The 13,141-nt window shown below is 70.6% G+C and carries 14 protein-coding genes; 2 read left to right on the top strand and 12 right to left on the bottom strand.

The genetic code is table 11. The features are described 5' to 3' along the window. Nucleotides 1-265 precede the first annotated feature (265 nt). The 3 genes from ABD944_RS23405 to ABD944_RS23395 all read right to left on the bottom strand — a co-directional run bounded on the left by ABD944_RS23405 (nucleotide 266) and on the right by ABD944_RS23395 (nucleotide 2,690). Nucleotides 266-595, bottom strand: coding sequence for a chaplin family protein (locus tag ABD944_RS23405; RefSeq protein ID WP_345179772.1), 330 nt, complete (start codon nucleotides 593-595; stop codon nucleotides 266-268). A gap of 162 nt (nucleotides 596-757) precedes the next feature. Then, a complete protein-coding gene (locus tag ABD944_RS23400) occupies nucleotides 758-1,447 on the bottom strand; it encodes a response regulator (protein ID WP_345179770.1) in 690 nt (229 codons plus the stop codon). A gap of 73 nt (nucleotides 1,448-1,520) precedes the next feature. Continuing rightward, on the bottom strand, nucleotides 1,521-2,690 hold the full coding sequence (locus ABD944_RS23395; RefSeq protein WP_345179769.1) for a sensor histidine kinase: 1,170 nt from the start codon (nucleotides 2,688-2,690) through the stop codon (nucleotides 1,521-1,523). 100 nt (nucleotides 2,691-2,790) lie between these two features. Here ABD944_RS23395 and ABD944_RS23390 point away from each other — a divergent pair, with 100 nt between their 5' ends. Then, nucleotides 2,791-3,807 carry an SAM-dependent methyltransferase gene (locus ABD944_RS23390; RefSeq protein ID WP_345179768.1) on the top strand — a complete coding sequence of 339 codons (1,017 nt, stop codon included), beginning with the start codon at nucleotides 2,791-2,793 and terminating at the stop codon, nucleotides 3,805-3,807. A 605-nt stretch (nucleotides 3,808-4,412) separates the two neighbouring features. On the opposite strand, the gene ABD944_RS23385 is transcribed toward ABD944_RS23390, so the two are convergent. The 3 genes from ABD944_RS23385 to ABD944_RS23375 all read right to left on the bottom strand — a co-directional run bounded on the left by ABD944_RS23385 (nucleotide 4,413) and on the right by ABD944_RS23375 (nucleotide 7,929). After that, nucleotides 4,413-5,621, bottom strand: coding sequence for a cytochrome P450 (locus ABD944_RS23385; RefSeq protein WP_345179766.1), 1,209 nt, complete (start codon nucleotides 5,619-5,621; stop codon nucleotides 4,413-4,415). A 434-nt stretch (nucleotides 5,622-6,055) separates the two neighbouring features. Next, nucleotides 6,056-7,201 (bottom strand): PH domain-containing protein, encoded by a 1,146-nt coding sequence (locus ABD944_RS23380; protein ID WP_345179765.1) that lies wholly within the window; start codon nucleotides 7,199-7,201, stop codon nucleotides 6,056-6,058. Nucleotides 7,202-7,581: 380 nt separating this feature from the next. Beyond that, a complete protein-coding gene (locus ABD944_RS23375) occupies nucleotides 7,582-7,929 on the bottom strand; it encodes a PH domain-containing protein (RefSeq protein WP_345179764.1) in 348 nt (115 codons plus the stop codon). Between the two features lie 391 nt (nucleotides 7,930-8,320). Here ABD944_RS23375 and ABD944_RS23370 point away from each other — a divergent pair, with 391 nt between their 5' ends. Beyond that, nucleotides 8,321-9,469 carry an NADH-quinone oxidoreductase subunit D gene (locus tag ABD944_RS23370; RefSeq protein ID WP_345179762.1) on the top strand — a complete coding sequence of 383 codons (1,149 nt, stop codon included), beginning with the start codon at nucleotides 8,321-8,323 and terminating at the stop codon, nucleotides 9,467-9,469. Between the two features lie 44 nt (nucleotides 9,470-9,513). Here ABD944_RS23370 and ABD944_RS23365 read toward each other — a convergent pair whose 3' ends face one another. From ABD944_RS23365 to folE, 6 genes are all read right to left on the bottom strand, one after another. Next, on the bottom strand, nucleotides 9,514-10,023 hold the full coding sequence (locus tag ABD944_RS23365) for a DUF3180 domain-containing protein (protein WP_345179761.1): 510 nt from the start codon (nucleotides 10,021-10,023) through the stop codon (nucleotides 9,514-9,516). Continuing rightward, nucleotides 10,020-10,607, bottom strand: coding sequence for a 2-amino-4-hydroxy-6-hydroxymethyldihydropteridine diphosphokinase (gene folK, locus ABD944_RS23360; protein WP_345179759.1), 588 nt, complete (start codon nucleotides 10,605-10,607; stop codon nucleotides 10,020-10,022). The genes ABD944_RS23365 and folK overlap by 4 nt, the downstream gene beginning before the upstream one ends. Continuing rightward, nucleotides 10,604-10,969, bottom strand: a complete 366-nt coding sequence (gene folB, locus ABD944_RS23355) for a dihydroneopterin aldolase (RefSeq protein WP_345179757.1) — start codon at nucleotides 10,967-10,969, stop codon at nucleotides 10,604-10,606. The genes folK and folB overlap by 4 nt, the downstream gene beginning before the upstream one ends. Next, nucleotides 10,966-11,403, bottom strand: coding sequence for a nuclear transport factor 2 family protein (locus tag ABD944_RS23350; protein WP_141580195.1), 438 nt, complete (start codon nucleotides 11,401-11,403; stop codon nucleotides 10,966-10,968). Before ABD944_RS23350 ends, folB begins: the two co-directional genes overlap by 4 nt. Further along, nucleotides 11,400-12,371: a dihydropteroate synthase gene (gene folP / locus ABD944_RS23345; protein WP_345179755.1), complete on the bottom strand. Its 972-nt coding sequence runs from the start codon at nucleotides 12,369-12,371 to the stop codon at nucleotides 11,400-11,402. Before folP ends, ABD944_RS23350 begins: the two co-directional genes overlap by 4 nt. A 157-nt stretch (nucleotides 12,372-12,528) precedes the next feature. After that, the gene (folE, locus tag ABD944_RS23340) at nucleotides 12,529-13,134 is read right to left on the bottom strand and encodes a GTP cyclohydrolase I FolE (protein WP_345179801.1); all 606 of its coding nucleotides are present in this window, start codon (nucleotides 13,132-13,134) and stop codon (nucleotides 12,529-12,531) included. Nucleotides 13,135-13,141 lie beyond the last annotated feature (7 nt).

The following is a 13,141-nucleotide window of genomic DNA, read 5'->3' as shown; positions in this document are numbered from 1 at the left end:
CGCGCTCCACGCTAGGAACCAGCGCCGTCCCTGCCATCGACCCGGCGGCCACGCTCCGCCTCACTCTCAAGGCCATCCGGCTCGCCCGCGTACGACCTGAGTCGTACGCGTCCGTCCCTCCACCCGCCGACCCTGCCCGAGGCCCCATGGCGCCCGCCCTGACGCTCGTAGAGCCGGCCGGAGCGGGGCCGGACGTGCGAAGGCGCCGGAGACATCGTCGGTCTCCGGCGCCTCGAAGACGGGTGGCAGGCCCGTCCAGTGCGTGTCAGTGCCCGTAGTTGACGGACGCGCCGCCCTTGCAGTGGGCGCTCGCACCGCCGACGACGGCGATGGCGTTGCCGCAGACGTCGATGGGCACCGAGATCGGCGCGATCACCTGGGTCCCGTTGAGAATCCCGAAGTTGCCGCTGGTGCTGTTGTGGCTGAACCAGTTCTCGTCATGGTCCTTGCCGTGGTGACCCTTGTCATGGTGGTGGCCCTTGCCGTGGTCATCCCACCCACCACCGTAGGTGGCGGCGTACGCGGGCGCCGCTGCGAGGGCGGAGCCGGCGATGGCGAAGCCGAGGATGCCGGTGGCGGCAAGCTTCTTGAACACGAGAGTCCTCCCGTACGTTGGGCTTAGCAGTGCCCGAGGTGACATTGCCGACGCCGCCCGCTGAGAACGGCGTCGCGTACGGTAGTTACCCGGCTACGTTAAGGAAGATCGAATGGGCGGCCCAGGATGCCGCCAAATGATGATCATGGACTGATCAAGGCATTATGCGGATGGGCCGGTCTGACCGCTTTTGACCAGACCTGTCTCGTAAGCGAACACGACGGCCTGCACCCGGTCGCGCACGCCGAGCTTCATCAGGATCCGCCCCATATGGGTCTTCACCGTGGCCTCCGAGACGTAGAGCCGACCGGCGATCTCCGCGTTCGACATCCCGCGCGCGACGAGCCGCAGCACCTCGTTCTCCCGGTCGGTCAGGCTCTCCAACGCCCCGACCGCCTTCTCCTCGGCGTCCGGCAGATGCACCGCGAACCGGTCCAGCAGCCGCTTGGTCGTGCTCGGCGCCACCACCGCGTCCCCCGAGTGCACCGCCTTGATCGCCTCGATGAGCTGCGCCGGCCCCGCGTCCTTCAGCAGGAACCCGCCCGCGCCCGCCTTGATCGCGGCGAACGCGTACTCGTCCAGGTCGAACGTGGTCAGGATGACGACCTTCGGCCCGGACCGCGCCACCACCTGCCGCGTCGCCTCGATCCCGTCCATCCGCGGCATCCGGACGTCCATCAGCACCACGTCCGCCCGCGTGTTCCGCAGCAGGTCCAGCGCCTGCAACCCGTCCCCGGCCTCCCCGGCGACCTCGATGTCGGGCTGCGCGTCCAGCACCATCCTGAACCCGGCCCGCACCAGCTCCTGATCGTCCACGAGCACCACCCGGATGGGGGCCGCCACGTCCGTCATGCCATCTCCCTGTCCGCGACTCCCCGCACACCCGGCGAGGGACGCCGCAAGCCCTGGTCACGCCCGCCGCCGGTCACGCGGCGACCTCCTCGCGCACCGGGAGGACCGCCGCCACTTCGAAACCGCCGCCGGTGCGCGGGGCGGCGGTGACCGTGCCGCCGTACACGGCGACGCGTTCGCGCATCCCCGCCAGCCCGTGGCCGCGGCCGTCGTCGGGCGCGGCCGCCCCGCGGCCGTCGTCGACCACCCGGATCTCCAGCGCGTCGCCGGAGTAGGACAGCCGCACCGACACGCTCACCCGCGGGCCACCATGCTTGAGCGTGTTGGTCAGCGCCTCCTGGACGATCCGGTAGACGGTGAGCTGGCGCCCCTCCGACATGGCCTCGGGGTCGCCGTCGACCTCGAACTCCACCGGCAGCCCGGCCGCGCGGACCTGCTCGACCAGCTCGTCCAGTTGCGCCACGCCCGGCTGCGGCGCGTACGCCCCCGCGTCGTCGTCCTCGCGCAGCACGCCGAGGAGCCGCCGCATCTCCGCGAGCGCCAGCCGCCCCGTCGAGGAGATCGTGTCGAGCGCCTGCCGAGCCCGCCCCACGTCGGTGTCGATGGCGTAGGACGCGCCGTCCGCCTGCACCACGATCACGCTGACGTTGTGGGCCACCACATCGTGCAGTTCCCGGGCGATACGGGCGCGCTCGGCCGCCATCGCCACCTTGACCTCGTTGTCACGCTCGCGCTCCAGCCGCTCGGCCCGCTCCTCCACCGAACGCAGGTACGCCCGCCGCGTGCGCATGTGCAGGCCGAGGACGTACACGCCCGCCACCAGCACCGTCATCATGACGAACGTGAACTTCCGGTCATCGGCGCCGCTCGGGTAGCGGTAGGTGACCATGACCGCGCCCACCTCGCCGATCAGGGCCGCCGCGAGCCCCCAGCGGAACGTGCACCCGGCCGCGACCGTGTAGAGCCCCATCAGGACCGCCACGTTCGCCGGCACCGGGATCTGCCCCACCACGCACTGGACAAAGGAGACCAGCGCGACGACGGCGAAGACCGTCCGGGGGAACGTCCTGCGCAGCACCAGCGGCCCCGCCAGCGCGAAGGTCAGCAGCACGTAGAGCCCGGCGCCGATCCCGCTCGGCCCCACCAGCAGCGACGGCACCGAGAAGAACACGACCGGCAGCGCGAAGAAGGCGTCGACGAGCGGCTTCTTGCCCCGCAGCCACTCCCATGCGCTCGCCACCATGCCGACAGCGTACGTACCCGCAGGTCACTCCCGGATCAGCCGCAGGTCGGACCCGCGTCCACCGCAAGGATGGCCCGCCACCCACGGTAACGTCGCAGTCGTGGAGTCGCTGGTTTCCGGATGGCTGACGTGGCGCACCGCGATGGAGCGGGCCCTCTACGGAGAGGACGGTTTCTACCGGCGCGAACGCCCCGCCGAGCACTTCCGCACCTCGGTGCACGCCTCGCCGCGGTTCGCCGCCGCCATCGCCCGCCTGCTGGTCGAGGTCGACGCCCTGCTCGGCCACCCCGACCGGCTCGACGTGGTCGACATCGGCGCCGGCTCCGGCCGCCTTCTCGGCAACATCCTGGCCTGCGTGCCGCCGGACCTGGAGGCCCGGCTCGTCCCGACGGCGGTGGAACTCGCGCCGCGCCCCGCCGACGTCCCGTCCCGGATCCTCTGGCGCCCCGACCTGCCCGCCCGCATCACCGGCCTCGCCGTCGCGAACGAGTGGCTCGACAACGTGCCGCTGGACGTGGTGGAACGCACCCCCGACGGCGTCCGGACCGTGCTGGTCGACCCCTTCACCGGCACCGAGCGGCCGGGGCCGCCGCCGTCCGCCGAAGACACCGGCTGGCTGGATCTGTGGTGGCCGCTCGCCGAACCCGGCGACCGCGCCGAGATCGGGCACCCGCGCTGCGCGGCCTGGGCCTCCGTGATCGGCCGCCTGTCCGCCGGGCTCGCGCTCGCCGTCGACTACTCGCACTCCCGCGAGTCCCGCCCCGTCTACGGGACGCTGACCGGCTACCGCGACGGCGCGACCGTCCCCGCCGTCCCGGACGGATCGTGCGACGTCACCGCCCATGTCGCACTCGACGCCTGCCTGGTCGCCGGCCGCCGCGCCGGCGCGACCTCCAGCCTCCTGACGACCCAGCGCGAGGCCCTCCGCGCCCTGGGCCTCTCGGGTACCCGCCCACCCCTCGACCTGGCCCACCGGGACCCGCGCGCCTACGTGGCCGCCCTCTGCCACGCGGGCGAAGACGCCGAACTGACCGACCCCTCAGGCCTGGGCGGCTTCGGCTGGCTGACCCAGACCACCAACATCCCCCTCCCCACCCTCCTAGCCCACCCCACCTGACCCCGGCCCCAAAACCACCCGCAAAGACCATCCACCCCGAACCGGCCGCCAACTCAGCCCGCCCCAGAAGCCATCGCCCCCCAACCCCCCTTGGTCACCGACCCACCCAACCCCACGACCGCCACAGTCGAAGCCACGCCGCCGGAATCGACACCGTTCCCGCAAGCCTCACCGCCACAGACCAGCGCCACCCGCAAAAAGCGCCTTCTCCAACAAGCCACGCAGACTTCACCAAGCTCCCCCTCCAGCTCAACTCCAGGACGTGGTTCGGCTCGGGCGGCCCGGCGTCGGCGGGCGCGTTCTCGACGGGCGCCGTGTCAGATGGCACCGTCGCGGTCCTTCCAGTACGGGTCCCTGAGCTTGCGCTTGAGGAGCTTGCCGTTGGGTTCGCGGCATCGCCTCGATGAAGTCGACGGACCTCGGCCACTTCAAAGAGTCGCCAGCCACGTGCGCAGCGGCTTGAGCCACGCGCGCAGCGACTTGGACCACGCGCGCAGCGGCTTGGACCACCTGCACAGCGGCTTGGACCACGTGCGGGGTGGCTTGAGCCGCGTGTGCGGCGGCTTGGGTCGTGCGTGCGGGGGGGTGGGGCGGGCCTGGGGTGGTTAGCGCTCTACGTGTAGGGCGGTCAGGCCTCTTAGGACGTAGCCGGGCTTCCACTCTGGTTCGGTGGTGAGGCGTAGGGCGGGGGTTGCGCGCAAGAGCGCGCCCAATGACTCGGTCATTTCGATGCGGGCCAGGGGGGCGCCCAGGCAGTAGTGGATGCCGAGGCCGAAGGTGATGTGCGGGTTCGGGTCGCGGCCCAGGTCGAGCCGGTTCGGGTCGACGAACACCTCCGGGTCGCGGTTGGCGGACGCGAACTGGAGGGCGACCTCGGCGCCACGCGGGATGTCGACGCCGGCGACCCTGATGTCCTCCAGCACCCATCGTTCGAACATGGGCGCCGGGGTGTCGTAGCGCAGCAGTTCCTCGACCGTGGTGGGCACGAGCGACGGGTCGGAGCGGAGGCGTTCCAGCTGGCCGGGGTTGCGGAACAGCGTCCACCAGCCGTTGCCCGTCGCGTTCACCGTGGCCTCGTGGCCCGCGTTGAGGAGCAGGACGCAGGTGCCGATCAGCTCGTCCTCGGTGAGCCGGTCGCCCTCGTCAACGACGTGGGCCAGGGCGGTGATGAGGTCGTCACCCGGCTCGCTCCGCCGGGCGCGGGCGAGGTCGCGAAGGTAGTCGGAGAACTCCACGGCCGCACGGACGGCGGTCCGCTGGACCTCCTCGGGCGGGTTCAGCTCGTACATGCCGCAGATGTCGGCCGACCAGGGGCGCAGCAGGTGCCGGTCTTCGACGGGGACGCCCAGCATCTCGGCGATCACGTTCACCGGCAGCGGTTCGGCGATCTCGGCGAGCAGGTCGCCGCCGCCCCTGTCGGCGAGCCCCGTCGCGAGCTCCTCGGCGAGGCGCCGGATCATCGGACGCAGGCCCTCCACCATGCGGGCCGTGAACGCCTTGGACACCAGGCGCCGCAACCGCGTGTGGGTGGGCGGCTCCACGTCGAGCATCCCGGCGCGGATGAGATCCCAGAAGGGTTTGAGGAAGTCGGGCTCCGGCTCCTGCCCGAACTCCTCGTGACTCGCGATGTGCAGGTACGACCGCCCGAGGCGACGGTCGCGCAGCAGCCCGTCGACGTCCTCGTAGCGGCTGATCACCCACTGGCCGGTGGGTTCGTGGAAGAACACCGGTTGCTCGGCGCGGAGCCGCTCGAACACCGGATACGGGTCCGCCACGAATTCGGCGGACCAGGGGTCGTAGGCCAGGTCGCTCATGAACCGACGATATGTGCCCTTTGCGGTCGACTGGGGCGGAGCCGAGCAACCGAGCACGGGTGACGGCCCCCATGGCAGGCGTATCGCCCCCAAGGCCCGGTCGGACACGGGTGCGGCTCTCCGGCATCGTGCCCATGCCTGAGGCGGGGCCGTGAGGCCGGTGCCATCGAGAGATGTCTCGGCGCCGGCGGATGATGCGGCCGATCAGCGAGCGCCGGCCCGGGCGGTTCCAGCCGCCCCGGGCGAACTCGATGATCGGATCAAGGCTGATGATCAAGCGCCTGCGAAGTCCCATCGGGGCGCCTCCTTCCACGTGATCGCGTTCGCTCCCGGGCGGGGTCGGCCCGCCCTCCCCCCTCGGGCGGGCCGACGTGTTCCATCGTCGGAGGGCGCCGGGGGGCGCGGAAGGAGAACGCGATCCTGTGGATAAGTCGTCAGCGGGCCCAGTGGGTGGGGTCGCCGCCACCGGCGCGGCGGGCGGCGAGGGCTCGGCTCACGGTGGACTCCACGATCGCGCGGGCCTCGCCCAGCTCGCGGTCCGCCGCGGCCACCTGGACCGGCCCCGGAGGCGCGTCCACGTGGACGGTCGCCAGGCCCAGCAGGCGCTGGAAGGGGTTCACGGTCAGCCGAACGCTCTGCGCGCGCGCGTGGGCGATCACATCCGTGCGGCGGCAGGGCCATCCGTGCCGGGTCACGAAGACCACGTCGTCGGTGCCGGCGCCGTCCGCGTGCTCGATCGACACGGTCTTGGACGACGCGGGGACGAGAGCGACCGAGTCCACCTGCGTCCCCGGGAAGACCTGCGACACGAGGTGCATGGCGACTTGGCGCGGGGCGACGGGGAGAAGGGTCGACGAGAGCGCCTGGCGCTCGCCCGCGTATCCGGCGACGGTGACGTCGACGCGGGCCCAGCCCAGGCTCCGCCAGATCAACGGTTCGACGATGCTGACGGCCTGGACGCGGCCCGGCGGAAGCGTCTGCATCCGGGTCTCCAGCAGGCCGTAGCGCAGGCGGATCCCGTCCGGTGACATCGCGACCGTGAAGTTGGCGTACATGACCAGAGGTGCGATCACGGCTCGGATGAGGCCGAGCAGGACCGGGATGGTGACGGCCAGGATGCCGCCCTCCGCGTACATCACCAGGAAGATGAGCGACGCGAGGAAGAGCAGCACCGTCCCCAGTACGGGCAGCCGCACGATGAGCGACCCCAGCAGAGTGCCGAACGGCACGCGCCACAGGTGCCGTTCGGGCGCTTCCGGAGTTTGGCCTGGGAGCCCGGCCGCGCGGGCGAGGAGTTCGGCACGCAGCTGTTGCGCCGACTGCCGGCCCAGGTAGCGGAGGGCGATTTCGCTCTGCTCGCCCCCTGCCAGCTCCACGCGCACTTCAGATAGCGCGAACACCCGCGTCACCAGCGGACGCACGACGTCGATGGCCTGGATCCGCGAAAGCGGGATGCGGCGCGCGTTCTTACGGAGGATGCCGGTTTCGACGACGAGGTCGTCGTTGTCGACACGGAAACGCAGGGCAAGCCAGGTCCACAGGCCGGTTCCTACTGCGATCAGTCCCATGGGGATGGTCACGAGGATGAACCTCAGGATCACCTCCGGCGTGAGCGCCAGGGTGATGCCGCTGCTGGTCTGGGTCAGCAGCAGAGGGAAGCCGAGCAGGACGAAGTAGATGATGAGGAAGACGAACGCGCGAAGCGGGGCCGTTGCCCAGTGGAGCCTGTGCGTGCCCTCCGAGAAGCGGATCGGTGGGCGTTGCGCCTGGGGCGGTCCGTACGCATACGGCGGACGTGGCGGGCCGAAGCCGGGACGGGGCGGCGGGTAGGGCGGTCCCGCAGGGCGACCATAGGGGCCCGCGGGTCCAGGCGGTCCGGGCGGGCCCGGTTGTCCATGTGGCCCAGGCGGGCCGGGCGGGCCGGATCGTCCAGGCGGGCCATACGGGCCGTAGGGGCCGTTCATAGGCCCATGCCCCGCTCCTCGCCCTTCTGCGCGAGACGGTCACGCAGGAGCGCGGCCTCCGCAGTGGGCAGTCCCGGAATCGTCGCGTCCGTAGCCGCGGCGGCAGTGTGCATGCGGACGGTGGCGACACCCATCCACCGCTCCAGAAGCCCGGCGGTGACGTCCACGAACTGCATCCGCCCGTACGGGACCACGATGAGCCGCCGGACGAGGACGCCGTGGGTCACGATGAGGTCGTCGCCACGCTCGGCATAGCCGTAGGCCCTGCGGTCCAGCTCCGCGACAACCCAGGTGAGGATGACCCCGAGGACGACGGCGACGACCCACATGGACGCCGCGACCACGGTGCCGTTCCTCCACACGATGAAAGCGCCAACGCCACCCACGGGAATCGCCCACAGGACCGCGGTGAGAAGCCTGTGCCAGGCATGGCGTTTGGAGATGGGCGACCAGTGAAGGCCGGCACCAGGCGCGAAGGCCTGGTCCGCCTGGTAGATGGGCGGCCCCTGCTGCGGCGGGTATGGTGCCCCTGTCTGGCCCTGACCAGGTGGCTGACCGCCGTGGCCCGGACCGGACGGCACGGGCGGACGCACCGCGCCCTGCTGTCCGGGATGCGCGGCGGGATCGAACGGCGGTTCGCCGTGGCTCGCGTTCATTGCCCCCTAGTCAATCGGATAACGACTACCGCTCGCCATGGGACCATGAAGCAGTGATCGGAGTGGCGGAGGCGCGACCATGACCACCGAACGGATCGTCGGGATCGGTGCGGGCGCCAAAGAGCTCGCCACCGAGGACATGACCCTGAACATCGGCCCCCAGCACCCGTCCACGCACGGCGTGCTCCGGCTGAAGCTCACCTTGGACGGCGAACGCATCTCGGCGGCGGAGCCCATCGTGGGCTACATGCACCGGGGAGCGGAGAAGCTGTTCGAGGTCCGCGACTTCCGGCAGATCATCGTCCTGGCGAACCGGCACGACTGGCTGTCGGCGTTCTCCAGCGAACTCGGCGTCGTTCTGGCCGTCGAACGCATGCTCGGCATGGAGGTCCCCCTACGCGCGGTGTGGGCGAGGACGCTGCTGGCAGAGCTGAACCGGATCCTCAACCACCTGATGTTCCTGGGCTCCTACCCGCTGGAAGTGGGCGCCATCACCCCGATCTTCTACGCGTTCCGCGAGCGTGAGGTCCTGCAACGCGTCATGGAGGAGATCTCCGGTGGACGCATGCACTACATGTTCAACCGTGTCGGCGGGCTGAAGGACGAGCTGCCCGCCGGTTGGACGGCGCGCGCGCGGGCGGCGGTCTCCGAGGTGCGCGCCCGCATGGGCGACATCGACGACCTCATCATGGGCAACGAGATCTTCCGGGCCCGTACCAGGGGGGTCGGCGTCCTCACCCAGGAGCAGATCCTGCAGTACGGGGTGTCCGGGCCCATCGCGCGCGCGTCCGGCGTGGACTTCGACCTGCGCCGGGACGAGCCCTACCTCGCCTACGGCGAACTGGACGTCCGCGTGGTCACCCGGTCGGAGGGCGACTGCCTGGCCCGCTTCGAATGCCTGCTCGACCAGGTGCACGCTTCCCTGGACCTCGCGGACGCCTGCCTGGACCGCCTCGCCGAGCTCCCGCCCGGCCCCATCAACCAACGGCTGCCGAAGGTTCTGAAGGTGCCGGAGGGACACACCTACGCCTGGACGGAGAACCCGCTGGGCATCAACGGGTACTACCTGGTGTCGCGGGGCGAGAAGACACCGTGGCGGATGAAACTGCGGTCCGCGTCGTTCAACAACATCCAGGTGCTCGCGGAGCTGCTGCCCGGCACCCTGGTCGCCGACATGATCGCCATTCTGGGCTCGATGTTCTTCGTCGTCGGCGACATCGACAAGTAGCGCGAAGCCCGCAAGTCACCCGGCACCGCGACCCCCGACGGACCTCAGGCCCGGGACGCGCCGGGTTGGTCGCGCTGCTCGTCGTCCGGTCCCTTCGGAACCCGGCACGCGTACTCCAGGAAGAACGCCGCCGCCACCAGCACGATGGCCGCGAGGAAGGTGCCGCCGCTCACGAAGAAGTCGTGGCGGGGCGTCGACTTCTCCAGCGACGCGGAGAGACTGACGGCGAAGCCGCCGAACACGCCCGCGATGACCGCCGCGGAATGCGCACTGGCCTTCCCCAGGGCCGCCAGGCGCGCCACCGCCAGGGGATCCAGAGGCTTCCCCGGCTTGCGGGCGGAGTCCGCCGCGCGTCCGCTGGAGGGCTTGCGGCGAATGCGGCGCAGGACGTTCAACCCTGTGAAGGCCTCACCGAGGGCGAGCAGCAGCAGCGTCGGCACCGCGGTCCACGGCAGCGGGGGCAGCGACAGATAGGCAGAACGCAGCACCGCCCAAGTGATGACCCCTATGACGACCACGAGGGCGACGAGGAACAGGGGGCGGGACGGCTTCATGCAGGCTGCTGCAGAACCAGGTCGTCACGCCGGCGGCATGCCGACGGGCCGCCCTCCGCCTGCTTAACCTCGGCCAGGTCTCCCACGCGACCGTGCCCGGCCAGCAGCACGTCGGGCTCGATGTCGGCCCACGGGACGAGGACGAACGCGCGCTCGTGCGCGCGCGGGTGCGGGAGCGTCAGATCGGGGTCGTCGGACGTGATGTCGCCGAAGGTCACGATGTCGATGTCGAGGGTGCGGGGGCCCCAGCGGACCAGGCGTTCGCGGCGCATCGAGTTCTCGATGTTCAGGACCCGCTCCAGCAGGTTCTCCGGGGGCAGCCGCGTGTCGGCGATGAGCACGATGTTCAGGAAGTCGCCCTGCTCCGGGATGCTCTCCCCGGGCGGCGCGTAGGGGGCGGTCTCGTAGACCGGGGAGAACGCCACGAAACTCAGCCCTGGCGCGTCGAACAGGGCGTCGACCGCCTCCTGGATGTTGTCCAGCCGGTCCCCGAGGTTGCTGCCGATCGAGAACACGACACGGTGCTGGACCAGCATGTGCCCACCGGTGGCGGTGCGGTCGGGCATGCGGTCGGACGCTGTCATGGGCGACTCCTCGTGATCTTCACGGCGACGTCGGCGAAGGGGTGCGGGATCGGGGCGCTCGGCTTGTGGACGGTGATCTCGACCTCGGACACCAGTCGATCTTCCAGACATATCTTCGCCAGCCGGTCGGCCAGCGTTTCCAGGAGGTTCAGGGGCTCCCCCTCCACGGCGGCGACCAGCCGGCCGGCGAGCGTTCCGTAGTCGACGGTACGCGAGAGGTCGTCGCCTTCCGCGGCGGGGCGCGTGTCGAGGCCGAGGACGGCGTCCACGACGAACACCTGGCCCAGGTCGCGCTCGGCAGGCAGGCACCCGTGGCGCCCCCGCGCCCGGAGCCCGCGCAACTCGATGCGGTCGAGAGTCATTCTTCCTCTGCATCCACGACGTTGAGGACGGGGGAGCCGTGGTGAAGCAGAAGCCGCCACTCCCCACCCGCCCGTACGAACACGTTCGTCGCCACGATGCTTCCACCGGCGAGGAACCCTGCTTCGGTGTCCTCGTCGGCGGTCAGGATGTTCTCCTTGCACGTCACCACGGCGTGGTCGCCGTACACGTCCGTCTCCACGTCGGTGAGCACGAACTGGATGTAGGACGTGTTGGCCATGATGAGCGCCCACGAGCGCAGGACAGCCTCTCGTCCCCGCAGCATCGTCCAGCCGGGGTGGACGCAGGAGACGCCGTCGGCGTACGGGCCGTCCGCCCAGACCGCCGACATGCGGTCGAAGTCACCGGCCTCGAACGCGGCGTAGAACTCGGCATGGACCTCGTCCACGTCGGCGCGGTTCACGGCACGGCTCATAGGCGGGGACTCCCGTCGTCGTTACTGGCGTCGTCGTTGCTGTCCTTGGTAGCGCTGTCCTTGATAGCACTGCCTTTGCTCGTGCTTTCCTGGCTCACGCTGTCGGGGCCGGCCAGACGCGCCGCGCGCATCGCGGCCGCCACCCGTACCGCGTCCGCGTTGGGCCGGACCCTGTGCACCCTTACGCACCATGCCCCGGCGGCCGCAACGAGAGACGTGATTGCCACGGTCGCGTCATCGCATTCGCCGAACGGACGGCGCGTCCCGTCCGGTTCCGCAAGGAGCCGCGTCAGGAAGCCCTTGCGGGACGCGCCCACCAGGACGGGGTAGCCGAGACCAGTGAACGCGTCGAGATGGGCAAGCAGCGACCAGTTGTGCCCCGTCTCCGGGTTCTTGGCGAAGCCCAGCCCAGGGTCGAGCACGATCATCGACGGATCGACGCCCTCCCCCAGCACGGCGTCGACCCTGTGCAGCAGTTCGTCGCGCACCTCACGAACCACGTCCGTGTAGATGGCGCGGTTGTACATGTCATGGCTGTGGCCGCGCCAGTGCATCACCACGTAGGGCACGCCCGCGGCGGCCACCACGCGCGGCATATCCGGGTCGGCCAAGCCGCCGCTCACGTCGTTCACCAGCCGCGCGCCCGCGCCGACCGCGGCCTCGGCGACCTCGGCGCGCATGGTGTCGACGCTCACGGGGACGTTCTCGGCCACGAGCGCCTCAATGACCGGAACCACGCGGCGCAGTTCCTCTTCTTCGGACACACGCTGCGCACCAGGCCGCGTCGACTCGCCGCCCACGTCCACGATGTCGGCGCCCTCGCCCACGAGATCGAGCCCGTGGCGGACCGCTTTCTCCGGGTCGAACCAGGCTCCGCCGTCGGAGAAGGAGTCGGGGGTCACGTTGACCACGCCCATGACGAGGCACCGCCCTGGCTCGGGCAGCCCCGGAACGGCGGCACTGGTCATGTCACCCAACCCTATGCCTTGCGATCGACCCGCCGGAGCGGCCCTCCCACCGCCTCATCCGTCCGGCATACCCTCTCCGGAAGCAGCAGAACGGGCCTCAGCTTGACGCTGAGGCCCGTTCAGACGTTCAGGCGGACTCGGGGAGCCCGAGTTCCCGTCAGCGGCCGAGAATCAAGCTCATCGCCTCGGACCGCGTCTCGGGGTGGTCCCGGAAGTCGCCGCGCACCGCCGACGTGACCGTCTTGGCGCCCGGCTTCCGCACCCCGCGCATCGTCATGCACAGATGCTCGGCCTCGATCACCACGATCGCGCCGCGGGGCTCCAGCACCGTCATCATCGCGTCGGCCACCTGGCTGGTGAGGCGCTCCTGCACCTGCGGCCGGCGGGCGTACACGTCCACCAGCCGGGCCAGCTTCGACAGACCGGTGATCTGGCCCTTCTTGTTGGGCGTGTAGCCCACGTGCGCGACCCCGTGGAAAGGCACCAGGTGATGCTCGCAAACGGAGTACACCTCGATGTCCTTCACCAGGACCATTTCCTCATGGTCGGCGTCGAACACCGTGGTCAGCGCGTCCTCGGGCTTCTGGCGCAGACCCGCGAACTGCTCGGCGTACGCGCGCGCCACCCTGGCGGGGGTGTCGCGCAGCCCGTCGCGCTCGGGGTCCTCCCCGATGCCGATCAGGATCTCGCGCACGGCCTTCTCGATGCGCGCGTGGTCGAAACGCCCGCCGTGCAGGGTCTCGCCCGGCGGGTCGTTCTCGATCGGCGCC

Origin of the sequence: Actinomadura verrucosospora (assembly GCF_039540335.1) — a bacterium.
Classification (GTDB): domain Bacteria; phylum Actinomycetota; class Actinomycetes; order Streptosporangiales; family Streptosporangiaceae; genus Spirillospora; species Spirillospora verrucosospora.
This window is presented reverse-complemented; position numbering and strand designations above follow the sequence as displayed.